Source organism: Pseudoalteromonas sp. T1lg22 (assembly GCF_002964645.1).
GTDB lineage: Bacteria > Pseudomonadota > Gammaproteobacteria > Enterobacterales > Alteromonadaceae > Pseudoalteromonas.
Genome location: NZ_PQBY01000027.1, coordinates 233483 through 258220, shown reverse-complemented (window position 1 = coordinate 258220; position 24738 = coordinate 233483). Strand labels below are relative to the sequence as shown.

At 48.1% G+C, this 24738-nt stretch carries 23 protein-coding genes and 5 tRNA genes; 15 read left to right on the top strand and 13 right to left on the bottom strand.

Annotated features, from left to right (window positions below):
• Positions 1–55: 55 nt before the first annotated feature.
• Positions 56–1723: a glutamine--tRNA ligase gene (gene glnS / locus C2M24_RS15625; RefSeq protein ID WP_105216118.1), complete on the top strand. Its 1668-nt coding sequence runs from the start codon at positions 56–58 to the stop codon at positions 1721–1723.
• A gap of 116 nt (positions 1724–1839) precedes the next feature.
• A complete protein-coding gene (locus C2M24_RS15620; protein ID WP_105216179.1) occupies positions 1840–2205 on the top strand; it encodes a VOC family protein in 366 nt (121 codons plus the stop codon).
• Positions 2206–2558: 353 nt separating this feature from the next.
• Here C2M24_RS15620 and C2M24_RS15615 read toward each other — a convergent pair.
• The 5 genes from C2M24_RS15615 to C2M24_RS15590 form a co-directional block, all read right to left on the bottom strand.
• Positions 2559–2645: transfer RNA gene (locus C2M24_RS15615), tRNA-OTHER, on the bottom strand.
• Positions 2646–2789: 144 nt separating this feature from the next.
• A tRNA-Val gene (locus tag C2M24_RS15605) sits at positions 2790–2866 on the bottom strand.
• Between the two features lie 28 nt (positions 2867–2894).
• Positions 2895–2971, bottom strand: a tRNA-Val gene (locus tag C2M24_RS15600).
• Between the two features lie 145 nt (positions 2972–3116).
• Complete coding sequence (locus C2M24_RS15595; protein ID WP_105216177.1) at positions 3117–4145, bottom strand: DUF3080 family protein; 1029 nt, start codon at positions 4143–4145, stop codon at positions 3117–3119.
• Positions 4120–5472, bottom strand: a complete 1353-nt coding sequence (locus C2M24_RS15590; protein ID WP_105216116.1) for an MATE family efflux transporter — start codon at positions 5470–5472, stop codon at positions 4120–4122. The genes C2M24_RS15595 and C2M24_RS15590 overlap by 26 nt, the downstream gene beginning before the upstream one ends.
• A gap of 70 nt (positions 5473–5542) precedes the next feature.
• Between C2M24_RS15590 and C2M24_RS15585 the strand changes: the two genes are divergently transcribed.
• Entirely contained in the window at positions 5543–6166 is a 624-nt protein-coding gene (locus C2M24_RS15585) for a riboflavin synthase subunit alpha (protein ID WP_105216114.1), read from the top strand.
• On the opposite strand, the gene C2M24_RS15580 is transcribed toward C2M24_RS15585, so the two are convergent.
• From C2M24_RS15580 to C2M24_RS15570, 3 genes are all read right to left on the bottom strand, one after another.
• On the bottom strand, positions 6163–6366 hold the full coding sequence (locus tag C2M24_RS15580) for a CPXCG motif-containing cysteine-rich protein (protein ID WP_105198864.1): 204 nt from the start codon (positions 6364–6366) through the stop codon (positions 6163–6165). The genes C2M24_RS15585 and C2M24_RS15580 overlap by 4 nt on opposite strands.
• A gap of 77 nt (positions 6367–6443) precedes the next feature.
• A complete protein-coding gene (locus tag C2M24_RS15575) occupies positions 6444–7325 on the bottom strand; it encodes a fructosamine kinase family protein (RefSeq protein WP_105198865.1) in 882 nt (293 codons plus the stop codon).
• Between the two features lie 221 nt (positions 7326–7546).
• On the bottom strand, positions 7547–7909 hold the full coding sequence (locus tag C2M24_RS15570; protein WP_105198866.1) for a DUF3718 domain-containing protein: 363 nt from the start codon (positions 7907–7909) through the stop codon (positions 7547–7549).
• A gap of 399 nt (positions 7910–8308) precedes the next feature.
• Here C2M24_RS15570 and C2M24_RS15565 point away from each other — a divergent pair, with 399 nt between their 5' ends.
• On the top strand, positions 8309–9694 hold the full coding sequence (locus C2M24_RS15565) for an amidohydrolase (RefSeq protein ID WP_105216112.1): 1386 nt from the start codon (positions 8309–8311) through the stop codon (positions 9692–9694).
• A gap of 10 nt (positions 9695–9704) precedes the next feature.
• On the top strand, positions 9705–10922 hold the full coding sequence (locus C2M24_RS15560; RefSeq protein ID WP_105198868.1) for an amidohydrolase family protein: 1218 nt from the start codon (positions 9705–9707) through the stop codon (positions 10920–10922).
• Between the two features lie 56 nt (positions 10923–10978).
• On the opposite strand, the gene C2M24_RS15555 is transcribed toward C2M24_RS15560, so the two are convergent.
• The 5 genes from C2M24_RS15555 to C2M24_RS15535 are packed head-to-tail and all read right to left on the bottom strand — an operon-like array spanning position 10979 to position 13005.
• Positions 10979–11308 (bottom strand): TusE/DsrC/DsvC family sulfur relay protein, encoded by a 330-nt coding sequence (locus C2M24_RS15555; protein WP_105189849.1) that lies wholly within the window; start codon positions 11306–11308, stop codon positions 10979–10981.
• 2 nt (positions 11309–11310) lie between these two features.
• Entirely contained in the window at positions 11311–11580 is a 270-nt protein-coding gene (locus C2M24_RS15550; RefSeq protein WP_105216110.1) for a DsrH/TusB family sulfur relay protein, read from the bottom strand.
• Positions 11577–11933, bottom strand: coding sequence for a sulfurtransferase complex subunit TusC (gene tusC / locus C2M24_RS15545; RefSeq protein ID WP_105216108.1), 357 nt, complete (start codon positions 11931–11933; stop codon positions 11577–11579). Before tusC ends, C2M24_RS15550 begins: the two co-directional genes overlap by 4 nt.
• Positions 11930–12283, bottom strand: coding sequence for a sulfurtransferase complex subunit TusD (gene tusD / locus C2M24_RS15540; RefSeq protein WP_105216106.1), 354 nt, complete (start codon positions 12281–12283; stop codon positions 11930–11932). The genes tusC and tusD overlap by 4 nt, the downstream gene beginning before the upstream one ends.
• Positions 12284–12339: 56 nt before the next feature.
• Complete coding sequence (locus C2M24_RS15535; protein ID WP_105198872.1) at positions 12340–13005, bottom strand: Bax inhibitor-1/YccA family protein; 666 nt, start codon at positions 13003–13005, stop codon at positions 12340–12342.
• Positions 13006–13228: 223 nt separating this feature from the next.
• On the opposite strand from C2M24_RS15535, the gene C2M24_RS15530 reads away from it, so the two are divergent.
• The 10 genes from C2M24_RS15530 to pepN all read left to right on the top strand — a co-directional run bounded on the left by C2M24_RS15530 (position 13229) and on the right by pepN (position 24719).
• Positions 13229–13319: transfer RNA gene (locus tag C2M24_RS15530), tRNA-Ser, on the top strand.
• Between the two features lie 42 nt (positions 13320–13361).
• Positions 13362–13452: transfer RNA gene (locus tag C2M24_RS15525), tRNA-Ser, on the top strand.
• 480 nt (positions 13453–13932) lie between these two features.
• Positions 13933–16113, top strand: a complete 2181-nt coding sequence (locus C2M24_RS15520; protein ID WP_105216104.1) for a hypothetical protein — start codon at positions 13933–13935, stop codon at positions 16111–16113.
• A gap of 288 nt (positions 16114–16401) precedes the next feature.
• A complete protein-coding gene (locus C2M24_RS15515; RefSeq protein ID WP_105198874.1) occupies positions 16402–16788 on the top strand; it encodes a hypothetical protein in 387 nt (128 codons plus the stop codon).
• 142 nt (positions 16789–16930) lie between these two features.
• Complete coding sequence (locus tag C2M24_RS15510; protein WP_105216102.1) at positions 16931–17392, top strand: GAF domain-containing protein; 462 nt, start codon at positions 16931–16933, stop codon at positions 17390–17392.
• Positions 17389–17667 carry a hypothetical protein gene (locus tag C2M24_RS15505; protein ID WP_105198876.1) on the top strand — a complete coding sequence of 93 codons (279 nt, stop codon included), beginning with the start codon at positions 17389–17391 and terminating at the stop codon, positions 17665–17667. The genes C2M24_RS15510 and C2M24_RS15505 overlap by 4 nt, the downstream gene beginning before the upstream one ends.
• 14 nt (positions 17668–17681) lie before the next feature.
• Complete coding sequence (gene proQ, locus C2M24_RS15500) at positions 17682–18326, top strand: RNA chaperone ProQ (protein ID WP_105198877.1); 645 nt, start codon at positions 17682–17684, stop codon at positions 18324–18326.
• A 14-nt stretch (positions 18327–18340) separates the two neighbouring features.
• Positions 18341–20371: a carboxy terminal-processing peptidase gene (gene prc, locus C2M24_RS15495; protein ID WP_105216100.1), complete on the top strand. Its 2031-nt coding sequence runs from the start codon at positions 18341–18343 to the stop codon at positions 20369–20371.
• Between the two features lie 145 nt (positions 20372–20516).
• A complete protein-coding gene (gene nhaC, locus C2M24_RS15490) occupies positions 20517–22028 on the top strand; it encodes a Na+/H+ antiporter NhaC (RefSeq protein ID WP_105216098.1) in 1512 nt (503 codons plus the stop codon).
• A gap of 72 nt (positions 22029–22100) precedes the next feature.
• Entirely contained in the window at positions 22101–24719 is a 2619-nt protein-coding gene (gene pepN / locus C2M24_RS15485) for an aminopeptidase N (RefSeq protein WP_105216096.1), read from the top strand.
• Positions 24720–24738: the final 19 nt, after the last annotated feature.

The following is a 24738-nucleotide window of genomic DNA, read 5'->3' as shown; positions in this document are numbered from 1 at the left end:
TTTTGTCATAATAACTTGGTTAAAAGCCACGTAGAATTCAGAGGAAAGTATCCCAATGGCGGAGATTGAAAATCGCCCAACGAACTTTATTCGTAATATTATTGATGCAGACTTGGCGTCGGGTAAACACCAAAAAACTCATACACGTTTCCCGCCTGAGCCAAATGGTTTCCTGCATATCGGCCACGCAAAATCAATTTGTTTGAACTTTGGTATCGCGCAAGATTACCAAGGTTTGTGTAATCTTCGCTTTGACGATACCAATCCGGAAAAAGAAGACATTAACTATGTTAACTCCATCAAAGAAGATGTGAGTTGGCTTGGTTTTCAGTGGGATGGCGAGATTGAATATTCATCAAACTACTTCGATAAGCTTTATGAGTATGCGGTTGAGCTGATCAACAAAGGCTTGGCGTATGTGTGCTTCTTAAGCCCAGAGCAAGCCCGTGAATACCGTGGCACCCTTACTGAACCGGGTAAAAGCAGCCCATACCGCGATACCCCAGCCGCTGAAAACCTGGCGTTATTCGAGAAGATGAAAAACGGCGAGTTTAAAGAAGGTGAATGTGTACTGCGTGCCAAGATAGATATGGCCAGCTCATTTATGGTGTTGCGTGACCCTATTATCTACCGTATTCGTTTTGCTCATCACCATCAAACCGGTGACAAGTGGTGCATTTACCCTATGTACGACTTTACTCACTGTATCAGCGATGCATTAGAGGGCATTACTCACTCATTATGTACGCTGGAGTTCCAGGACAACCGTCGTCTGTATGACTGGGTGCTTGATAACATCAGCATTGATTGTCATCCACAGCAAATCGAGTTCTCACGCCTGAACCTGGAATACACCATGATGAGTAAGCGTAAGCTTAACCAATTGGTGGTTGATGGTCATGTTGATGGCTGGGACGACCCGCGTATGCCAACCATTGCTGGTTTGCGCCGTCGTGGTTATACACCAGCGTCTATTCGCGAATTCTGTAAGCGTATCGGTGTGACTAAGCAGGATAACCTGGTTGAAATGGGTATGCTTGAAGCCTGTATCCGTGATGACCTGAACGACAACGCCGCCCGTGCTATGGCTGTACTTGATCCTGTACGTATCGTTATCGAAAACTACCCGGAAGATCAGGTAGAAATGCTTGATGCACCTAATCATCCAAGCAAGGAAGAAATGGGCTCACGTCAATTGCCATTTACGCGTGAAGTATTTATCGAGCGCGACGATTTCCGTGTTGAAGCGAACAAGAAGTTCAAGCGTTTGGTACTGGGCAAAGAAGTGCGTTTACGTAATGCTTATGTGATCAAGGCCGAGCGCATCGAAGAAGATGCTGATGGCAATATCACCACCATTTACTGTACCTATGACGCAGATACTTTAGGTAAAAACCCTGAAGATGGCCGTAAAGTGAAGGGCGTTATCCATTGGGTGAGCGCAACTCATTGCATCGAAGCCGAAGTACGTCTGTATGACCGTCTGTTTAATGTGCCTAATCCAGGCTCTGCAGATGATATCGCCAGCGTGCTTAACCCTGAGTCACTGAAGATTGTCAGCAATGCCAAACTTGAGCCAAGCCTGGCGGATGCCCAGCCACTAGTAGGTTATCAGTTTGAGCGTACCGGCTACTTCTGTCGCGACAATCACTTTGAGCATTTGGTATTTAACCAAACAGTAGGTTTACGCGATTCTTGGGCCAAGATTGAGCACCAAGACTAAGCTTTCGACCTAAGCTCTCAGCGAAACGCTAAGCAAATTGAAAAACGGATACTTTTTATATGTATCCGTTTTTTTATGCTAGCGTAAAAGGACAGACACAGAATTATGAGATCAGCATGTCCACTACAAGTCACGAAAAGTTTAATTACATTGAGTATCCGGCGCGGGATTTACGCGCGACTAAGGATTTCTTCAGACAAGTTTTTAACTGGCAATTTCCCGACTATGGCCCCGAATACAGTGCCTTTAGTGGTGCCGGGCTCGACGGCGGTTTCTATGCTAGCGACCAATGTGCCAGCACGCAAAACGGCTCGGCATTGATGGTGTTTTATTCCAGCGCCCTTGAGCAAACTCAGCAAAAAATAGAAAACGCCGGCGGGGTGATCTGCAAACCCATATTTTCCTTCCCAGGCGGCCGACGCTTTCATTTTATTGAGCCCAGCGGCAATGAATTCGCGGTCTGGTCTGAGCCAGAGCAGTAGCTGGTCGTTGTAGGTCGGGCTTTCAGCCCTACAAGAGAGCATAATTCTCGCAGTGTGGTCGTAAGATACAGTTGTATTTCGGGATTTTATCCAGACAAAGAGATGGCAGCTTTTGAATGAGTGGCACGACAAAGTAGGTTCGAACTACTTGGTCTTTGGACCGGGTCATAGAGAGCAGGTTGTGCGCTAAGCAACTGAGCTAGGGTTTTTATTGAATACGAGAAATATTGTAGAGAATTGGTACGACCGAGTGGATTCGAACCACCGACCTTTGGGCCGGGTCATAGAGAGTAGGTAGTGCGTTAACCAACTGAGCTATGGTCGTACAGAATACAAGAAGTATTGTAGAGAATTGGTACGACCGAGTGGATTCGACCCACCGACATTTGGGCCGGGTCATAGAGAGCAGGTAGTGCTCTAACCAACTGAGCTACGGTCGTACAGAATACGAGAAGTATTTTAGAGAATTGGTACGACCGAGTGGATTCGAACCACTGAACCTTGGGCCGGGTCATAGAGAGCAGGTAGTGCTCTAAGCAACTGAGCTAGGGTTTTTATTGAATATGAGAAATATTGTAGAGATTTGGTACGACCGAGTGGATTCGAACCACCGACCCCTACCATGTCAAGGTAGTGCTCTAACCAACTGAGCTACGGTCGTACAGAATACGAGAAGTATTTTAGAGAATTGGTACGACCGAGTGGATTCGAACCACCGACCCCCACCATGTCAAGGTGGTGCTCTAACCAACTGAGCTACGGTCGTACTATCTAGTTTTTAGCGCCAATAAAATCATTCATGAAGCAGTGTCCTGCCTCTACCTCATTGGCAACGCCGTGTAATATATAGTGTGTGCAGGGGCTTAGCAAGTGCAATTGGCTAATTTCCTGATTGTTTGCTTTTTTTTTATTCATACCGGACTAATATCGCACTGGGCGTAAAACCCTTGCCACCAGCGCACATGATTACGGCTAGATGTCTTAAGTTGAGCCAATAGGTTTGCTTGCTCCTGCGTGCCAACAATTGCGCGCTTGGCCTCTATATCTTTATTGTTCCCGGTAAATTGCCACACCTGCGCCAACAATGGCGTAAATTCTTCCAAAGCACCACTGAGTTGCCCCTGATACCCCTGTAATTCCTTAATAAAAAACAGGTTGAAGATATTGTGTAATATGGTGGCCGCGTCGCTGTGGCGCTTAGGTGGGCATATCTCGGAGGTTAAAGATACTTGCTCGAGTTGGGAGGTCAACTCATTGTTTAGGGCAATTTGTTTGCGTGCCGAGGTTAATAACTTGCGTACATAATCGTTACCATTGAGCTTGGCCAGCGCTGGGGTGAGCGTATTTACATCTATGGCATGCCAATTTTCTTCGGCTATCTCATTGGCCATATCGGCCAGTACGGTTAAGGCTTCGGCGCTTTGTGACCGTCCTGCCTGCTCGTTAAAATCAAGCTCAGCGGCGGCGAGGGTAAAGAGTCGGTTGAGCTCCGGCTCCCGGCTTAGCATCAGATTAAATGCCAGCTTGGCGTGGGCCATTTTAAAGCGTTTTTCCGCTTGTAGGGCGCTGCGCAGTTCAGCCGATAAGCCAGTACTTTGACTATGTTCGAGACAAGGGTCGACCAACTGGATAAAACGGATATGATATTTAAAACGCTCGGAGGCACTGGCCACCTTACCAAGTTGGTTGTTATGTGCGGCAATATGGCTGGCCAGGCGGCAATGGTTAATGTCTGCCAGCGCCAACAGGCTTATGCTTTGACTTGGGGGAAGAGGCTCGCTGTCAAAGCGCCGCCAAGTTGATAGGCGAACCTGGCTCTGTTGCTCTATGGCCAGATACTTGCCAAGACGATATTGATATTCGTTATAGCGGGCGCTGGGAGGATCGCTGCATCCCCCCAGCAGTATCAGTGTGCTAAAAATTAAAAGGAGCTTGTGCAAGACGCCTCCGCAGCACGTAAATTAACAGTACTGCAGCACAGGATAGCCCAACTATGATGCCGAGCCAAAAACCTTGGGCACCCATGGCCGGGACTATCAGATCCGTACGGCCCAACACATAACCCAAAGCAAAACCCACCAACCAATAAGAGAAAAAGGTGATATAGGAGATAGGCGCTGTGTGCTTAATACCGCGCAGCATACCACTGGTTACCACCTGCAGCGCATCCGGCAATTGATAAAAACAAGCGAGAACCATAATCGCCGTGGCCAGCGCCAGTACTTCGGGGTTGTCGCTATACAAGGCGCTAATATCGGCGCGCAGCACATAGGTAATTAGCGCAACGAATGCGGCAATAGCAACGGCAAGAATAAAGCTGGTGCTCATACAGCGACGCAGTGCCTGGAAGTCTTCCTGGCCATAAAGATTACCAAAACGTATGGCTACCGCCATAGACAGGCTATAGGGCAGCATAAACAACAAGGTGGTCACCGAGGCGGCCACCTGATGTCCGGCGACGACTACGGCGCCCAAGGAGGCGATAAATAACGGAATACAGGCAAATAAGGTGACTTCAAAGAAAATCGCCAAGGAGATGGGCACACCTAGCTTAAATTGTTGCCACATGGCTTTTACACTTGGGCGGGCAAAGGCATTGATAAGAAATCGGCCATTTATGCGTTTGCTCATCATGCTGTAGATCAGCAAAGAGACACCCATGGCGGTCAATACAATTGCTGTGGCCACACCGCAGCCGGCGCCGCCAAGTGCAGCCGCGCCAAACTTACCGTAAATAAAAATATAGTTGGCGGGGATGTTTACCAACAAACCGATAATGGAAATATAAAAGGCTGGGGTAGTGTAAGCCTTGCCCTCGGCAACATTGCGAAACAGGGAATAGACGATAAAACCAGGCAGGCCAAATTGCACATAGGTAATGTAATCACCGGCCAGGGATTTAATCTCGCCGCTGGTGTCGAGCAGGGCAATAAGGTGATCCGCAGATTGCCCCAGTATAAGGCCGACTAGACACAGGATCAGGGCAAGATAACAAGCCTGTTGGAAGTGACCGGCAATGGCCTTTTCATCCTTGGCGCCAAAGCTGTGCGCCACCAGTGAGGTCAGCGCAATTAAAATTCCAAGCAGGGCGAATACCACAGGGTTCCACAAGCCGGTAGCGATAGACAAGGCCGCTAAGTCGGTAGCGCTGACCTGACCGGCCATAATGGTGTCGACCACAGACATCAACACCAGGGTCACCTGGGCAAAAAATACCGGTGCGGCAAGGCGCAGCAGGCGACTTGCTTCCCATGTACAAAACTTCATAAGTGAAAAAACATCAGATAAAATAAAGCGCTATTCTATCCTGTTGGTTTCAACTTAAAAAGGAAATACGATGTTTACCGGTATAGTGCAATGCCAAGCTCAAGTGCAAAGTAAAACCCTGACTAATGGCGTGCAGCGCTTAGTGTTGGCGGTGCCGTCTAAATACCTGCAAAACCTCGAACTCGGTGCCAGTATTGCCGTCAATGGCTGTTGTTTGACCGTGGTTGAATACCATGCCGATGCAGGTGCCCTTGGCAGCGTACAATTTGATGTTATCGATGAAACCCTGGCGCTGACCAATCTAGGTCTACTTGAATGTGGCGACAAGGTAAACTTTGAGCGCTCCATGACTTTTGGCAGCGAGCTCGGTGGGCATATAGTTTCCGGGCATATTCATTGTGTTGGCAGTCTTATAGAGCGTATCGATACCCAGGATAACTGTCGCATGCACATAGCCATGGATGCCAAGTGGCGGGAATATGTCTTGTATAAGGGTTTTATCAGTGTGAATGGCGCCAGCCTAACTGTGGGGGAGTTATCAGAGCAGGGGTTCTGGTTACACCTAATTCCGGAAACCTTGGCTATCACCAATCTCGGTCAGATGGTGGCGGGGACCGAGATTAATATCGAGGTCGATCAACAAACCTACACCATAGTGCAAACGGTGCAGCGTTATTTAAAGCAACAGCACTAAAAGATTTGCTCGTCGTCTGCATCTATCCTTAACTCTACCCTGTTAAGGGCTTGGTCTATATGCATATTGACATGAATAGGATTACAGCAGGCGGCGCAATCTTCATAGTAATCCTGATCACCTGAGCTGGTGTCGACATCGACAAATGTGTGGTGGCCGCAATGAGGGCAGCGCACCCTTTGTAGGCTGTAGTCTTTCATAACCACCTCGTATGACAGTCCAATGACATCACTTAAAGTATAGTTATGTTTTCCCTGTGCCTGGGAAAATTTAGACCTTAATTACCTTCGCTGATCACCTTATCTATGGTTTCTTTGGCCTGAGTCAAATAATGGCCGGCGAAGATGTTGGCATGGTTTAACACATGATAAAGGTTATAGATGCGCTCTCTTTGTTCATAGCCTTCGCTTAAGGGGTAAACGCTTTGGTAGGCATCATAGAAGGTATCGGGGAAGGCGCCGAAAAAGCGGCTCATGGCGATATCCACTTCCCGATCACCATAGTAACAAGCCGGGTCATATACGCAGGGAACGCCGCCATGAAAGCCAACATTGCCGCGCCAAAAATCGCCGTGCAGGAGCGAAGGCTTGATATGGTGATGGTGTAGGGTATCTTTGACCTGGCAGACAAACTCATCAATATCGCAAAAATAAAATCCTTTTTCTGCCAATAACTGTAATTGCCAGCCTATGCGATCTTCACTGAAAAACACATCCCATTTTTTATGCCAGCAATTAGGCTGGGCAGTGACGCCGATAAAGTTATCTCTTTCGTTGCCGAACATGCCTTGTTCATGCTTTTCGTGCAACTGCGCCAGATATTCCCCCATATGCCGCCAGCCAAGCTCTTTGGCATGATCTGTATTGGGCTCCAGATCTAACCATTCAAGTACATTAAAGCAATACTCCAAGGTGGTGCCGGTAAGCAGACAATCGGGCACCATAAACATGGACTCTTTGGTCAACAGTTCGAGATCGGCGGCTTCACACTCGAGGCGCTCAAGAGAGGCCAAAGGCGCGACCTTGACAAAAAACTGGTGCTGGCCATCGGAAATTTTAAACAAGTGATCGGCGGAAGAATTTGTGAGCTGTTGCTTGTGCACCAAGGTAAAAGGGCTGTTGAGTGTGTCGCTAAGTAACTGAGTCAAGGTATTCCACATAACCGCAAACCGCTAAATTTCAGGGGTACACCAAGTATGGCAAAGTTCTGATTCACTGCAATAATATTCATTGTCGAGTTCATTTTGCGAAGGTTAATAAGCGGTAATTTTAGCGAAATAACAAGGGAGTAAGTGCCAGTGCAAAAAACGCCCTGATTAAGTTTTCGCTTTTGAAAAAGAAGAAGCCCGCAATTGCGGGCCTCTGTAAATGCTGTGGCTATTTATTTCGAGCCAGAAACCACCAAGATGGTGTCGCCATGTACTTTGGCTATGTCGCGAATAGATGTCTCAGTCAGTGGAGTGAGACGTAGTTTTTTCAGACTACGTTCAAAACCATAAAGGCTTGCAAATTCACGGACGCTAAGGTCGTTGCATGACAAACGTTTAGTCAATCTATGACGTGGGATGTTGTGCTTATCCATCGCTTGGGCCATTTTGAAAGGATTATCCTTAGTGATTGCCATACACAGTTGCGTACCGACGGTGTTATCAGCCGCAACAAATTGTTCATTGGCCATAGCGTGTGATGAAAGCGCTCCTAAGAGTAGGACGCCAGCAGAGCCTAACAGAGTTGTGCGTTTCATGGATTTTCTCCTTATTAGTGCATTGATTGCTGTTTAAGTATGAACCGCGTTTGTTGTTATGGAATGAACAGGATAAGTCAGAATGTAAGCATCTATGTCAATTGTGAATACCTTAACCTAACTGCCTATTTTTACAGATTTTCCCTATCTCATCTGTTTACATAAAAAGCAAAAAAAATGCTTTTTTTTTGTACAGGTCGTCCTTGTACCTGTTAATTCAGGGGCTCTTGCCTATTCTTGTAACATTTGCCCACAAAATGGAACCAAGCTAAAGCTAAGATGGCTCAAGGGGCTGGCCGCTCCGGCGTTTATCTTGATTTACCGCTTATTAACCTATTTTCTTCGCAATTCGTAGCACTATTCGCTACAGTGGTGCGAAAAATAGGAGTAATAACAACAATGCTAACAAAAACACCAAGCCTCAGCGTGTTAGCCTTAGCTATCACGCTCGCCGGGTGCCAACAAAGTGAAGGCCCGCAAGGCGATAAGGTAACCATTAATAAAAACCCTTACCCCAGTACCTATCAGCCGCTACCTCGTCAATCGACGCTGATCACCAATGCCACCGTATTGACCGGTGACGGCCAGCGTATCGACGGCGGTGATGTTTATGTGGTCGACGGTAAAATCCAACAAATTGGTACCGACTTACAGGTTCAGGCCGACGTAACCCTAGACGCCCAAGGCAAATGGTTAACGCCTGGCCTTATCGATGTGCACTCACACTTAGGTGCCTATCCAAACCCGGCAGTGGCATCGCACCAGGATGGCAACGAAATGACCAGCCCGGTTACCGCAGAAGTATGGGTTGAACATTCGGTATGGCCACAAGATCCTGGCTTTAACCGTGCTCGTGAAGGTGGTATTACCACGCTACAAATTCTGCCGGGCTCAGCCAACCTGATTGGTGGCCGCGGCGTAACCTTGAAAAACGTCCCTGCCCACACTATGCAGGCGATGAAGTTCCCAGAGGCACCTTATGGTTTGAAAATGGCCTGTGGTGAAAACCCTAAGCGTGTTTACGGCAGCAAGGGCGTATTGCCATCGACTCGTATGGGTAATATGGCCGGTTATCGCAATGCCTGGATTGATGCCACAGAATACAAGCGTGCCTGGGAAAAATACGATGCCGACTATGCGGCCGGTAAGAATGTTGAAGCGCCTGAGCGCGACCTGACCATGGACACCCTGCGCGGCGTTCTCGATGGTGACATTCTGATCCACAACCACTGCTACAAGGCAGAGGAAATGGCGATGATGATCGACCTTTCGAAAGAGTTTGGTTATCACGCCGGCACCTTCCACCATGGTATCGAAGCGTACAAGATTGCCGACTTGCTAGCAGAAAACCGTAACTGTGCGGCACTGTGGCCAGATTGGTGGGGCTTTAAAATGGAAGCCTACGACATGGTTCAGGAAAACGTTGCCATCGTTGATGCGGTGAAGAACTCCTGTGCCATAGTTCACTCCGACTCAGACACAACCATTCAGCGCCTAAACCAGGAAGCGGGTAAGGTGATGTATCGCGCCAATGAAAACGGTTTCAATATCGATGAAGCCCACGCCATCAAGTGGCTGACGTCAAATGCAGCGAAAGCCCTGGGTATCGAGGATAAAACAGGTACTCTTGCCGCCGGTAAACAAGCCGACTTAGTATTGTGGGACAACAATCCGTTTAGCGTTTATGCCAAAGCCGAGCAGGTATTTATCGATGGTGCCAAGGTGTATGACCGCCATGACGAGAAATACCAAGCCCAAAGTGATTTTATGTTAGGCCAACGCTAAGGAGAACAAGATGAAACTGTTTACAATGACATCGGTTGCCGCAGCCTTAGCGATGAGTGTATCCGCAGGCGCGCAAACATTGGCTATTACCAATGCTACCATTCATACCGCTACAGAGCAGGGCGTATTAAAAGACGCGTCTGTGCTAATTAAAGACGGTAAAATTGTTGCTGTTAATCCGGCGCAAATTGACGCCGAGGAAGTGATTGACGCACAAGGTAAAATTTTAACACCGGGCTTTATCGGCTCACTAAACCACCTGGGTTTGGTGGAAGTGGGTGCGGTGGATGGTTCACGTGATGGCAGCGATAAAAAAGCCTCAATCACCTTTGACCCAAGCCTTGCCTTTAATCCCCGTTCATCGCTGATCCCTTACGCACGTAAAGGTGGTATTACCCGCGACGTGATCGTGCCAGGCGGCAGCGAAGACATTTTCAATGGTCTAGCTTCTGTGGTATCGCTCAGTGGTGAATTCGACAGTGTGAGCCAAAAGCATGTGGCCTTGGCCATTGAGCTTGGACAAAAGAGCAAGGGCTCACGCGCCTTGTCGATGCAGACCCTGATCGAGAAACTCGATGGTCATAAGCAACGTGAAAAGAAAGACAGCGATGCGCACAACCGTGAAATTCAGGTTTTAGACGCCGTCTTTGCTAAAGACATGCCGCTGCTTATCGGCGTATCACGCGCCGCAGAAATGCTCGAGTTACTAAAGCTTAAAGCCAAGTACGACATCAATATGGTGTTTGCCGGTGCTCATGATGCGGTATTGATTGCCGAGCAGCTTGCCGCCAGCAATACGCCTGTGATCATCAGCGCTATGGACAACCTGCCAGGCAACTTTGATTCCATGCATGCGGATCTGGCTAATGCCGGTAAGCTTGAAAAAGCAGGCGTTAAGGTGATCCTGACTATCGCTGGTGACAGTGCTCATAACCTGTATCAGCTGCGTTTCGATGCCGGTAATGCGGTATCTTACGGCATGAGCCAGCAGGGCGCGTTAGCGGCCATCAGCAGCAATGTGGCCGAGGCATTCAATATTGATGCCGGTGCTATCAGCGCAGGTAAAGCGGCAGATCTGGTACTTTGGAGTGCCGATCCGTTTGAGCTGAATGCCAAGATTGAAGGTATCTGGATTGACGGTGAGAAGGTGTCGACCGAGGCCCGTCAAGACAAGCTACGAGAGCGTTATACCACGCCTTCGGATATGCCGCGTGGTTACACTAAGTAATTGCTGATGCATAGTAAAAAAGGAGCCAATGGCTCCTTTTTTACTTTAACGTGGCATTAAATGCAGCGGGCGGGTTTCGGCAGACCGGCAATTTTCGTGGCTTGTTTCGCCGGGCCCTTGGGGAACAGCTTATACAGGTATTTGCTGTTGCCCTTATCCTCGCCAAGCTTTTTGGCCATGGCCTTTACCAGCATACGTATCGCCGGGCTGGTGTCGAATTCTTCGTAAAACTCACGGACAAAGAACACCACTTCCCAATGGGCGTCACTGAGCTCGATGTTTTCCGTCGCGGCAATAATAGGGGCCAGTTCACGGCTCCACAGGCTGCTATCAAGCAGATAACCCTCTTTGTCGGTCTCAAGTTGTTGGCCGTTAAATTCAATCATGGTTACTCACTAATACATCTTTGAAATTGAAGGGTTAATGCGACCCATTCCAGGTCATCGATCAGCTGCACCTTGCTACAACGTGACTGCGCGCCACGGGCAACCACATCCGTTTTCAGGGCATAAACGGGCACCTCAAACATGCTAAAGGCCGCCGGGTTGTAGCAGGCATCGCCACGCAGCAAGAGCGCATCGTTTTTGCTGAGCTTGCTTGCTAATAAAGGCAATGAGGCAAGGGGGCGGCTGAGGATAAATAAATTGTTGTGACTCATAGTACTACCACCTGAGTTGCCTTTGCTAACAGGGCTTGTTTATCCTGCGCTAGAGCGTTTTTTACATCCAGGATGAGTGCACTCTCATCCATACCTCGGTCGCTCAAAGACTCGCTGCACACATAAATGCTGTCGATATCGTAAAGCTCAAGCATCTTCAGGGCCTTGGTGAAGTCCTTCTGACCAAGTAGTTTGGGCTGCTGCTCGGCCAATAGCGCGAACACCGCATCGCCTTCAATCAGCCAGGACACTTGCTGGTCGATGGCGGCAAAGATAAGCAGCAAATCAAGCGCTTCTTTAAGGCTTTGCTGTTGATAGGGGGCCTGTTGGCTAATAACCACTATATGCTTCATTTAAATTGCACCCATCTGTCTGCCTGCGCCGCTTCCATGGCAAACTCTGCTAAACCGGAGACACTAAAGTGTTTGCATTGGTCCAAGTCGATGCCGCGCTTAGTGGCTGCGGTAACGCACAGATGTAATTCAATGCCTTGCTTGTGCAGGTCTTGCCATACCTTGGCCGGGTCAAATTCATCGCTGGCTAAATCAAAGCAAGGGGAGGCGTGATAGACCCCATCCTGATACAGGAAAATACAGCGAATTGTGTGCCCCTGCGCCAGCGCTGAAGTGGCAAAGCGCCCTAGGGCATTGAGCGTGTCGGTATCGCTCGGCGCACTGTGTAGTGAAAGTACGAAACTGGCCAAATTCAATCCAAAAAAAAGCCCCAATGAATGGGGCTTATTCTAACAAATTCTATTTATTAGTCATCTGTTGCGCCAAGTAGGTGCAGAAGTGACGTAAACAGGTTGTATACGTTAAGGTATAGGGCAACCGTGGCGCGGATATAGTTGGTTTCGCCACCATTGATAATACGGCTGGTATCGAACAGGATCAGACCCGACATGATAAATACCACCGCCGCGTTGATCGCCATAAATGCAATTGAGCTGCCGATAAAAATATTAACGATACTGGCAACGATCACCACTAACAGACCTACGGTTAAAAAACCGCCCATAAATGAGAAGTCTTTTTTGGTAGTAAGTGCATAAGCAGAAAGACCAAAGAAGATAAGCGCCGTTGAACCCAGGGCTTGCATGATCAAGAACGGGCCACTTGGCATTGCTGCGTAGTGGTTAAGCAGGGGACCCAGGCCAAAGCCCATAATGCCGGTAAAGGCAAATACCCACATGACACCAGAGGCTGTTTCGGCTTTCTTATTAACAACAAAAAGCAGACCCAAACCTACCAAAGAGCAGATGATCCCCGTAAAGAACGGAGGGTTAAGCGCCATAGAAATACCCGCAGTCACAGCACTGAATGCCAACGTCATCGCGAGTAAAAAGTAAGTGTTCTTTAAAACCTTATTCGTCTCAATGGTCGACATCATCGGCTTAGCCGTGCTGTACGAGTTATTAAACGCCATTGTTAAACTCCTTCAAATTAATCAATCCTCGGATGTTACTTACATCCAGGTTCAAGATTATCAAGTCTTATAAATATGGGCAAACCTTTCACTTTCAATGGCGGATAAATAATCTCACTTGCTGCAATGTTGCGCAAAACAGTCAAAAATTAAGCGGTTAAACAAAAAAATGAAAATAACACTTCACAAACGCAATTCATTTCTCTAATATTCGCCCCGCTGCGGAGAGATGGCTGAGCGGTTGAAAGCACCGGTCTTGAAAACCGGCATAGGTTAATAGCCTATCTAGGGTTCAAATCCCTATCTCTCCGCCACTAAATTTAACTTGGACGATACGTCGTCCGGGTACCGCGTTTGGAGAGATGGCTGAGTGGTTGAAAGCACCGGTCTTGAAAACCGGCATAGGTTAATAGCCTATCTAGGGTTCAAATCCCTATCTCTCCGCCATATAAGAAAGGGCTGCTTACATAAGCAGCCCTTTTTTGTGCTTGTGTTTAAGTCATTAGCCGCTCGCCAGCTTCATATTCGTTTCAGATTTCATCTAAAAAGTGTTTAAACTCTCGCTATTATTCCGGCCGGCGTCGGCAGTATCGGGAAATAAAAATCACCACACTAATTCCTTCTGATCAGCAAGGCTTTCAATGTTATATGGCCATAAGCGCCAGGCTCGCCTGTATCTAGCATGACGGATAATTTTCTGGTGTTGAAACCTGCCTCTTCAAAATGAATCACTAGCTAAAACCCGTCCTACCTAGGTGATACATTTTGCAATTATTACGCCCCATTACGGGTTGCTCAATATTTAACCAATCCTAACTATAATCTAGACGGCAGTAATGGGCTCGGTAGCATGAAGTTTAGCTCTATCGATCAGCTAAACCCTATACACATTTCTTATGTGCATAGTTAGAAATGAGGGTAAATGTTATGAAATATTTACTAACCAAGGTTTGTTCAGGAGTCATAATTGGTCTGAGTTTAATGCCATTGGATAATCTGATGGCTGCAACTGGAATAATAACAGGAGGGGAGGGTTCTCGTTGGGTTGTGTTCGACAAGGTTACGACCAGCAACGCTAGTCCGATTGGTGGTTTCTGTATAGAGGATGGGTCTTCTGGTTCGGGGGCCAGTGTGTATGATGCGTCCATTTCAGAACAAGGAGATGCCTTTGACTATGCTTCGATGTTATGGGTCGACGGTACGCAAGTTGGTGGACATTTAACTGTTGACGGGCAAATGGCAACGTTTTCACCCGTAGATATATCAGGATTAACGATTCAGGTGAGTTATTACATTATGCCTGGCAGTGCAACATTACGTAATTATGTCACTTTCACTAATCCAACCCAAACAGACAGTAGTGTTGATGTTGATTTTGAAACTAATTTTGGCTCAGATCAATTTACTGAAATTTTGGGCACGAGTAGCGGAGACGGGGTTTTCGATACCCTTGATCGCTGGGTTGTAACTGATGATGCCACGGACCCAGATTCTGACGACCCAGTGAACACCACGGTATTTTTTGGCCCCGATGACCCTGAGGTAGTTCCGTACTTTGTATCTGATACAGTCTTTAGCTGCGGCGGTACAGAAGGCTTGCGGGCTAGCTATCACTTAACCGTTGAGGCGGGTGCGACACAAGCCTTGATGTTCTTCCATCAAATGAGTGCATCATCAGTTGACGCGCTGTCGGCTGCGACTTTGTTTGATACTACACCTAAAGAAGGAGATGATTTAGCAGCCGGCTTAACGCAAGCACAGCTCGATCAAGTTGTTAACTGGCGATCATCGGTCTTGTCAATATCTAAGGAAATTAACAGCGGTCCCGATGAATCAGACAATCTAGACAATTCGACTGCAGCAGATGGCCAGATAGATCTGGTTGTGCAAGCAGGTCAAACCCAAAGCACTGAATATGGCTTTAGTATTTCATATAACAACCCGGACAGCGTCCCCGTTATTGTTAAAGATACAGTGCCTGCCCAGTGGGATGTTGAGTTAACCGATGATGACCTGGGTAAGGCCTTTATTCAATCTGCCAATAAGAAGGATGATGGCAAAAGTGCCAGTCAAATTGAATGGCTGCCAGAACCAAGTGGTGGTTTTATTTCGGCACTCGCCCAGACTCGCGGGGCTAAGAAAAATGGCAAGTACGCACCCGCCAGTTGTGGTTCGCTTATGTTGAACGCTGGAGCTCAGGTCTATAAGCTGGACTTATCCACCGGCCTGCCCCTGGAAGACGAATCAGGTGATGTATATCCTCCTATTATTGAGTCTAATACGCTGTGCTTGGCAGCCGTTATGGATGTAAATGGCGACGGTGTCATTAAGCGTGATGGTACGGGTGATGAAGATGGCGATGGTCTTAGCGATTACGTTGAAGCCTGTGAGTATTATACTAACCCATGTACTAATGACTCAGATGGCGATGGGCTAACCGATGGTGAAGAGAGTCAACTAGGAACAGATCCCCTAAATTCGGACACCGATGGTGACGGTCTGTCTGATGCAGAGGAGGTTAACTTATACGGAACGGATCCCACAAATTCAGATTCGGATGGAGACGGGCTAACCGATGCGGAAGAAATCGTGTTAGGCACGGATCCCCTAAACCCAGACACTGATGGTGATGGCGTAACAGATTACGACGAGATACAGTCTGGAAAAGATCCCCTCATTCCAGATACAAATACTGATTCAGATGGAGACGGGCTAACCGATATTGACGAGAGCCAGTTAGGAACAGATCCCTTCAACCCAGACACAGATGCCGATGGTCTGTCTGATTTTGTTGAGATCTTGTTTTATGGAACAAATCCCGTAAATTCAGATACGGATGGAGATGGTCTGCCTGATGGTACCGAGATAGCCTTCGGAACCAATCCACTCGACCCAGACACAGATGGTGATGGTCTGTTAGATGAAGAAGAAGTTTATTTATTCGGAACAAATCCACTCGACCCAGACACAGATGGTGACGGTCTGTCTGATCACGATGAGTTGTTCAACTTCGGCACAGATCCCATAAACCCAGACACGGATGGAGATGGTGTGGACGATGGTATAGATCCCTGTCCAAACGATTTTACCGATCAATGCGTAGAATAAATTTTTACAGTTAAACAAAAAGTTAGGCCTGACTTAGGAATAAGTCGGGCCTGACTTCTTTTGCCTGCGTGTAAGATTGATAAGTATAACGCCAACTTGCCTGGTGCCGATAAAGGGCTATATTCAACTGCAGCTGAGTCAGGGTCAACGAGACGAAAAGTGTCAGGATCTTGGTTTGTATTGCTGTAGATGGGGGATTGCGCTTAGTGATGCGACTAAGGTCGTAATTGGCAAGGGCGGCATTCTTTGCCACTCTGCATAGATGCAAAATTTAAGAATTATCCCTCTATGAAGCAACATCTGGCGAAGGCCGTACTCTATTCATTGCTCGCCCCCGTATTAGTGGGGCTTGTGCTTGGCATTTACTATGCGTTGTCGGTGCAAGAAAATGGCTCGGCCATCTTTTTTACTGTCTTGTTATCGGCTCTGGCCAATGCCCATATTGTTGGTTTAGCCATGGCGGTGCTGGTGGTGCCCGGTTATCTCTTGATGTACAAACATAACAAGGTGCATTACAGCGGTATTTTAACCCTAGGCTTGCTCGGTGGCGCTGTGTTTAGTTATCTTTTTGGTGCCGGAGCCGGCTTTTTGCTTATAGTCAATGCGTTGATGGCCGCCCTTGGCAGTGGTTTGTTTCTATTCGGTTTGCGTCGCGGGCGAGCTAAAATCGCTTAACGGCTTTGTAACGAGTGATTTAAATTTAAGCAACCAGCGCATTTTCAAGCGCTAGCAGCACTTTTTTCATGATAAAAGGTTTCATTTGCCCGCCACAAAGAGTACCTTAAACACTGCGTATTCTATGTGAAGTAGTATTTAAATGAGCAAAGCGGAATTTTATCGTTCTGTGACAGAGCAGGCGCAAGCACTGATTTGTGACGAGCCCAACTTAATTGCCAACTTAGCCAACATCAGCGCCTTGTTATATATGTCGATGGACGATATTAACTGGGCCGGTTTTTATTTATTGGAGTCGCCTGAGCAATTAGTGCTGGGGCCATTTCAGGGAAAACCTGCATGTGTGCGTATTGAAGTGGGCAAAGGGGTATGCGGCACTGCTATAGCGGCGGATAAAACTCAGCTGGTCACAGATGTGCATCAATTCCCCGGCCATATTGCTTGTGATGCGGCATCCAATTCGGAAATTGTTCTCGTGGTTAAGAAAAACGGCGAGGCCATTGGCGTATTGGATATCGACAGCCCTACAGTAGGGCGTTTCGACGAACAGGATAAAGCGGGTCTTGAACTGCTGGTTGCATGTTTGGAGAAGCATATCGCATGAAAGATCTACTGAACGTCCAAGATTACCTATTTTCCATAGCCGATGTAGGTGATTGGGAAGGCGAAGAAGAGCTGGTATGTGAGCGCTTAAATGAGCTTATTCACCACGCTTGGGCACGACTACCCGATGATCTCGGCTGTGAACAAATTGACAGTATTATATCCGGTATTTGGGAACATCTTCGCGGTGACCTGGCATTAATCGATGCCGAGTTGGAAGAGTTGCTGGACTGGGTGGAACACTATATCGACTCGGCTCAAGATGAGCAGGTGTAACTGAAGGTTTAGAAATGGAAACCACAAACAAGCTAAAAGACATAAACGAAGTATTGGCATTCCTTTACGAGGAATTTCCAAACTGTTTTAAACAAAAAGATGGTATTAAGCCTCTTAAAGTAGGTATCTTTAAAGACATCGCCGAGCGTATTGAGGGCAACGAAAAAGTCAGCAAAACGCAGGTTCGTCAGGCACTAAGAAAATATACCTCGCACTGGCGCTACCTCGAAGCGGTGGTGAATAACGAATTCCGCGTTGACCTTGACGGCAACCAGGCCGAAAAGGTTGAGCAAGAGCATGTGGATCATGCACAGACGGCACTAGAGCAAAGCCGTGCGAAAATGGCTAAGCGTAAGAAGCCAGCACGTGGTGCCAAAGAAGGTGACACAAAGGGTTACAAAAAACGCCCGCAGGGCAGTGGTAAACCTGCTGCAAAAGGCGCTAAAGTCAAAAAAGCCCCAGCCGCTGAGCCTCGTCGCAGCAATAAAGTTGAACCTTTACCAAGCGAACAGGTCAAGGCTAATACCAAAGTTAAAGTAAAACTAGGTCAGGCATTGGTGAACGGTACCATCACGGAAGTCAACAAAGACGAAATCCATGTTGAGCTGGTAACCGGTATGCAAGTTAAGACAAAAGCCGATAGTCTGTACCTGGTATAAAAAAGGAGTTGTGCATGAGTAAGACGTTTTCACTCATCCCCCTGGTTGCTGCCCTTATCGCGGCACCGGCCTTGGCCTCGTTGGACAAGGTCACAATCGCTGATTTACCCATGTTGCAGCAAGAGTCGCAACACAGTACTGCCAGTAAGCGAGTGACCAACCTCTTTACCCGTGCACACTACAAGCCGATACGATTTAACGACGAACTGGCGACGCAGATGTTCGATCGTTATATCGAATCCCTGGACTTTAATCGCAGTATTTTCTTAGCGGGCGATGTTGCTCAGTTTGAGCAATACCGCGATAAGTTCGATAACGCTCTGAAGTCCGGCAAATTAGACTTTGCCTACGACTTATTTAACCTCAGCATGAAGCGTCGGTTTGAGCGTTATCAGTATTCTTTATCTTTACTCGACAAGCCGTTCGATTTCAGCCAAGACGATAAGTATTACTTTGATCGTGAAGACGCACCATATGCGAGCACCGAAGCCGAGCTTAATGAGCTGTGGCGTCAAAAGGTTAAGTACGATGCGTTACGCCTGAAAATGACGGGTAAGGATTGGGATGGCATCAAAGAGGTGTTGGAAAAACGCTACACCTACACCTTAAAGCGCTTGGTGCAAACCAAGAGTGAAGATGCGTTCCAGATCATTATGAATGCCTTTGCCCGCTCCATCGAAGCGCACACTTCTTACTTATCACCACGTCGTGCCGAGCAGTTCAAGATGGATATGGATCTTGAGCTTGAAGGCATAGGCGCAGTGCTCAGTTATGACGAAGATTACACAGTGATCCGTTCTTTGGTTCCAGGTGGTCCTGCCGATAAAACCGGCGCCATTAAACCGGAAGACAGGGTTATAGGTGTGGCCCAAGGCGATGATGACTTTGTTGATGTTATCGGCTGGCGCCTTGATGATGTAGTCGACCTGATCAAGGGTCCTAAGGGTACCTTGGTGCGCTTACAGTATCTAAGAGGCAAGGACGACCACGGCACGCCTAAGGTGGTGGAAATCACTCGCGACAAGGTGCGCCTAGAAGACAGAGCGGCTAAATCTCACGTTTTCGATGCCAGCTACTCACAAATGAGCAGCAAGATAGGCGTTATTGAAATCCCCGGTTTTTATAACAACCTGTCAGAAGATGTAAAAGCCGAGTTGGTGAAGCTTAAAGAGCAAAAGGTAGATGGCATCATCATCGACCTTCGTCAAAACGGCGGTGGCTCTTTATATGAAGCAACCAAGCTATCCGGTTTGTTTATCGACCAAGGCCCTGTGGTGCAAATTCACACCCTTAATGGTCGTATCGAGCAGCAAAAAGACAGCGATGGCGTAACCTACTATGACGGTCCTATGACGGTACTGGTTGACCGTTACAGCGCATCGGCGTCGGAAATCTTCGCCGCAGCTATGCAGGATTATGGCCGCGCCGTGATCATCGGCGAGCAAACCTTTGGTAAGGGCACGGTGCAACAACACCGTGGTTTGGGTCGCAACTATGACCTATACGATAACCCGCTGGGTAGCGTGCAATATACCATTGCCAAGTTTTACCGCATAGATGGTGGTAGTACGCAACACAAAGGGGTGATCCCGGACATTAAATTGCCATCGCCCATTGATCCCGCACAGTGGGGTGAAAGCCAGGAAGACAATGCCCTTCCTTGGGACAGCATTATCCGCGCTAAGTACACCATGGTTGATAGCTTAGACGATACCATAGGTTACCTCAGTGCTGAGCATGACAAACGTATCGCCAAAGAGCCTGAGTTTGGCTATGTGCTACAAGACATTAGCACCTATAAGGAAGAGCAGGACCGTAAGTTTATTTCGCTCAATGAAAAAGAGCGCCTTAATGAGCGCGATGAGCGCGAGCAACTAGCACTGGCTCGTACCAATGAACGTTTAGTTCGCTTGGGTCTGGAGAAGGTAACCGATATAGAAAATGCCCCAGAGGTTTTGGATAATTTTGACCCCTACCTTGAAGAAGCGGCTTTAATCACCCAAGATTTTATAAAGCACGGGCGTTTGGTAAAGAATAATAAGTAAGCAAATACCAAGACAAAAGGCGCGTTAAGCGCCTTTTTTGTTATTTAAGCGCTGTTAAATCTGCGCTGCTCTGGTAATCTTTGCGCTTATAACAAAAATAACCCTTGTCGCGTTGTGCGAAAGAGGCAAGGGCAGGAGAGCGATTTTGACGACAACAAAACAAGCTAAATTTATCGATGCAATGATCCCCATTACGGTGTTGATCTGCCTATTGGGTGCAGCGGTTTATCTCTACGGTGATAACTCGTCATCGGGTCCAAACCAAATAGCCTTACTTTTTGCGACCTTTGCAGCGGCCTTGGTGGGTCTGAAAAATGGCTATACCTGGAAAACCCTTGAAGAGGCGATGATCAAGGGTATCACTATTTCCCTAGGGGCTATTTTGATCTTGCTCATGGTTGGCGCACTTATTGGTACCTGGCTGCTGTCGGGCACAGTGCCGACTTTGATCTATTATGGCTTGCAGATAATTAACCCGCATTGGTTTTATGCCGCCAGTTGTATTATTTGTGGTGTTGTAGCCATGAGTATCGGCAGCTCCTGGACCACGGCGGCGACCATAGGTGTGGCCCTGCTGGGTGTGGCCAATGGTTTATCTCTTGACCCCGTGGTAACTGCCGGTGCGGTGATCTCAGGTGCCTATTTTGGCGATAAGCTGAGCCCGCTTTCAGAAACCACCAACCTGGCGCCAGCGGTAGCCGGTGCCGATCTCTTTGCGCATATCCATCATATGCTCTGGACCACAGTGCCCAGCTTTGTGATTGCGGTGATCATCTTTATTTTTATGGGCTTTAATGCCGAGATAAGCAGCGACGCCACCGCTATTGATGCCATGGTGGATTTGTTGGCAGCAAACTTTAATATCAATATTTTGAACCTTATGCCTTTAGTGGTGCTGCTGGTTCTGGCCATTCGTAAAATGCCTGCGTTCCCGGCAATTTCCATTGGTGCCGTGCTCGGTGCCGTGTGGGCGCTGTTATTCCAAAGTGATTTACTGGCATCTCAGGTGGATGTCAGCCAAGGTCAGCTGGTCGGCTACTTTAAGCTGGTATGGGCTACCTTCTTTGATGGTTTTGCCATTAGCACGGGTGATGCGAAAATGGATGATTTGCTATCCGGCGGCGGTATGTCGGGCATGCTCAACACCACTTGGCTTATCATGATGGCGCTTATGTTTGGTGCCATTATGGAGAAAACAGGTCTGCTTGAGGTGTTTGTACGCAGCATTTTAAAAATCGCTAAGTCTACTGGCTCTTTAGTAGCGGCGACCATTTCGACCTGTATCGGTACCAACCTGGTGGCTGCGGATCAATATATCGCCATCGTAGTGCCGGGGCGTATGTTTAAAGAAGAATATAAAAAACGCGGCTTACAACCGGTCAACCTGTCCCGTACCTTGGAAGACGGTGGCACCATTACCAGTCCACTTATCCCTTGGAACACCTGCGGTGCCTATATGCAAAGCGTGTTGTTGATCAACCCATTTGATTATGCCTTTTATGCTTTCTTTAATTTAATCAACCCGGTGCTGGCGATTATCTATGCCTACCTGGGTATCAAAATTCTCCGTATCGAGCCCAAGCATCTGCAAAGCGGTGATGACGTTGCGGCACAAGCCGTGCCACAAGGACAAAAAAAAGAGCAGGACTCGGCGTAACAACCACAGAGTAAACAATTGCAGTACGGGCATCATTTGATGCCCGCTTTAATTTTTAGGAGACAGTCACCCATGAGTGCGACTCAACCCCATGCCCAGTATTTACGTGATTACCAAGCGCCCGCATTTTTTATCGACGAACTCGAATTACAGGTCCAACTCGCGCCACTAAACACACAAGTAGTAGCCCGCTCCTTGGTGCGCGCCAACCTTGATAACTCAAGCAATGAGCTGGTACTCGATGGCATAGATTTAACTCTGCTGCAGGTGCGCATTAACGACCAGGCGCACAGCGCCTATCGCATTGAAGGCGAGCAGCTGATCATAGGGCAGTTGCCTGAGCAGGCTTTTAGCCTTGAGATCACCACCGAATGCGCACCCGAAACCAATACCTCGCTCGAAGGCCTGTATTTGTCAGATGGTGCCTACTGCACTCAATGTGAGGCCCAGGGCTTTCGTAAAATCACCTATTTCCTTGACCGCCCCGATGTGATGGCAAGTTACAAGGTGACCATAGTGGCTGACAAGGCGCAGTTTCCTCACCTTTTGTCCAATGGCAATAAAATCGACAGTGGGGACTTAACCGACGGTAAGCATTTTGCCACCTGGCAAGACCCGTTTAAAAAGCCCAGTTACCTCTTTGCTTTGGTAGCGGGTGATTTCGATGTGCTGCGCGATACCTATACCACGGCCTCGGGCCGCGAGGTGGCGCTGGAGCTGTATGTTGATAAAGGGAACCTCTCCAAAGCGCCTCATGCCATGGCCTCCCTTAAGCGCGCCATGCAATGGGATGAGCAACGCTTCGACCTCGAATACGACCTGGATGTCTACATGATAGTGGCGGTCGATTTTTTCAATATGGGCGCCATGGAAAACAAGGGTCTGAATATCTTTAACTCCAAGTGCGTGTTGGCCAACAGTGACACCAGCACGGACAGGGATTTTCATCTTATCGAGTCCATTGTCGGGCACGAGTATTTCCATAACTGGACAGGTAACCGGGTTACTTGTCGCGACTGGTTCCAGCTGTCTTTAAAAGAAGGTTTAACGGTATTTCGCGATCAGGAATTCAGCAGTGACTTAGGCTCTCGCGCCCTGAACCGTATCGATGCGGTGAAGGTGATGCGTACTCATCAGTTTGCCGAAGATGCAGGCCCCATGGCGCATCCCATACGTCCAGAAAAAGTCATTGAAATGAATAACTTTTACACGGTAACCGTGTATGACAAGGGCGCCGAAGTGATCCGCATGCTGCATACCTTGCTAGGTGAAGCGGGCTTCCAAAAGGGCATGAAGCTGTATTTTGAGCGCCATGACGGCCAGGCGGTGACCTGTGATGACTTTGTTGCGGCCATGCATGATGCCAATGACACGGATTTATCGCAGTTTTCACTTTGGTACGGACAAGCGGGTACGCCCTTGGTTTCGGTGCGAGAAGATTACGACAGCGACGCCAAACGTTACACCCTGAGCTTAACGCAAACCCATAAGCCAACCGCGGAGCAGCCCCATAAGGACAACTTGTTAATTCCGGTGGCCATAGAGTTGTTAAATCAACAGGGGCAGCCCATGGCGCTGAAGCGCAACGGCCAAGACCTGGACAAGGTTTTACACCTGAGTGAGCAAAGTCAGGAATTTGTGTTTGAGCAGGTTGATGAGCGCCCAGTCGCCGTTCTTTTTGAAGATTTTTCGGCGCCGGTGCAGGTGCAGTTTGCCCAAGCCTTGGCGGATCAATTGCATATTGTTCGCCACGCCAGCAGTGACTTTAGCCGCTGGGATGCACAGCAGGCGGCACTCAGTCATTGCGTTGAACAGGCTGTTGCGCAAGTTAAAGAACAAGCTCAGTTGCCGGATCTGGTACTGGCAACCATGAGCGAGTTGCTAAATGGCGTTCTATCAGGTGAAGAAGCTGATCTGGCTTTAATTGCCGAGCTTTTGTACTTGCCAAGCTTTGACACTCTGAGCAGCGGATATAGCGAAATCCCGGTCGATGCGCTCAATAGCATTATTGATGCTTTTGAAACGGATATTGCCAAGCATCTGCGCCCGCAATTAGAAGCCGTCGTAGAGCAGTTTAAGGACGACAAGCAACAAACAGCTAAAAGCACTGGGGTACGCGCCTTGCTTGCTGCCTGCATGTACTACCTGGCACGCCTTGATACCGCCACCGACTATATTGCCGAGCAAGCGACCAATGGCTCTATGACCTTGTCGCTGGCGGCGCTAAAAGCCTTGGTGTTGGCGCAGCATAAGCAAGAAAACATCTTGCTTGGAGAGTTTGCAACGCGCTGGGCCGACGATGTCCTGGTATTAGATAAATGGTTTAACTTACAGGCGATGAAGCAGGGCGAACATGCCTTGAGTGATATTAGCGCCTTGTTTGAACACCCGCACTTCTCTTGGCAAAACCCGAACCGGGTTAGAGCCTTGTTGGGGCCCCTGACCATGAGCAACCCAAGGGTGTTCCATCACCAGGATGGCCGTGGTTATGAGCTTCTTGGTGATGTGCTGGTAAAGCTAAACGATATAAACCCGCAAAATGCCTCGCGCTTAATTACTCCGCTGTTGGCCTGGCGCCGTTATGATTTGGACCGTCAACAATTGATGCGTGCCCAGTTACAACGCCTGATGGCATTACCGAATCTGAGCAAAGATCTCTTTGAAAAGGTTGAAAAAGCCTTAAGTGAATAAGCAATATTTGCGCAGAACC

Excerpts from the sequence above, each read along its gene's own strand:
- glnS (WP_105216118.1), top strand. The coding sequence starts at position 56 with ATGGCGGAGATTGAAAATCGCCCAACGAACTTTATTCGTAATATTATT.
- C2M24_RS15620 (WP_105216179.1), top strand. The coding sequence starts at position 1,840 with ATGTCCACTACAAGTCACGAAAAGTTTAATTACATTGAGTATCCGGCG.
- C2M24_RS15590 (WP_105216116.1), bottom strand. The coding sequence starts at position 5,472 with ATGAAGTTTTGTACATGGGAAGCAAGTCGCCTGCTGCGCCTTGCCGCA.
- C2M24_RS15585 (WP_105216114.1), top strand. The coding sequence starts at position 5,543 with ATGTTTACCGGTATAGTGCAATGCCAAGCTCAAGTGCAAAGTAAAACC.
- C2M24_RS15580 (WP_105198864.1), bottom strand. The coding sequence starts at position 6,366 with ATGAAAGACTACAGCCTACAAAGGGTGCGCTGCCCTCATTGCGGCCAC.
- C2M24_RS15575 (WP_105198865.1), bottom strand. The coding sequence starts at position 7,325 with ATGTGGAATACCTTGACTCAGTTACTTAGCGACACACTCAACAGCCCT.
- C2M24_RS15570 (WP_105198866.1), bottom strand. The coding sequence starts at position 7,909 with ATGAAACGCACAACTCTGTTAGGCTCTGCTGGCGTCCTACTCTTAGGA.
- C2M24_RS15565 (WP_105216112.1), top strand. The coding sequence starts at position 8,309 with ATGCTAACAAAAACACCAAGCCTCAGCGTGTTAGCCTTAGCTATCACG.
- C2M24_RS15560 (WP_105198868.1), top strand. The coding sequence starts at position 9,705 with ATGAAACTGTTTACAATGACATCGGTTGCCGCAGCCTTAGCGATGAGT.
- C2M24_RS15555 (WP_105189849.1), bottom strand. The coding sequence starts at position 11,308 with ATGATTGAATTTAACGGCCAACAACTTGAGACCGACAAAGAGGGTTAT.
- C2M24_RS15550 (WP_105216110.1), bottom strand. The coding sequence starts at position 11,580 with ATGAGTCACAACAATTTATTTATCCTCAGCCGCCCCCTTGCCTCATTG.
- tusC (WP_105216108.1), bottom strand. The coding sequence starts at position 11,933 with ATGAAGCATATAGTGGTTATTAGCCAACAGGCCCCCTATCAACAGCAA.
- C2M24_RS15535 (WP_105198872.1), bottom strand. The coding sequence starts at position 13,005 with ATGGCGTTTAATAACTCGTACAGCACGGCTAAGCCGATGATGTCGACC.
- C2M24_RS15520 (WP_105216104.1), top strand. The coding sequence starts at position 13,933 with ATGAAATATTTACTAACCAAGGTTTGTTCAGGAGTCATAATTGGTCTG.
- C2M24_RS15515 (WP_105198874.1), top strand. The coding sequence starts at position 16,402 with ATGAAGCAACATCTGGCGAAGGCCGTACTCTATTCATTGCTCGCCCCC.
- C2M24_RS15510 (WP_105216102.1), top strand. The coding sequence starts at position 16,931 with ATGAGCAAAGCGGAATTTTATCGTTCTGTGACAGAGCAGGCGCAAGCA.
- C2M24_RS15505 (WP_105198876.1), top strand. The coding sequence starts at position 17,389 with ATGAAAGATCTACTGAACGTCCAAGATTACCTATTTTCCATAGCCGAT.
- proQ (WP_105198877.1), top strand. The coding sequence starts at position 17,682 with ATGGAAACCACAAACAAGCTAAAAGACATAAACGAAGTATTGGCATTC.
- prc (WP_105216100.1), top strand. The coding sequence starts at position 18,341 with ATGAGTAAGACGTTTTCACTCATCCCCCTGGTTGCTGCCCTTATCGCG.
- pepN (WP_105216096.1), top strand. The coding sequence starts at position 22,101 with ATGAGTGCGACTCAACCCCATGCCCAGTATTTACGTGATTACCAAGCG.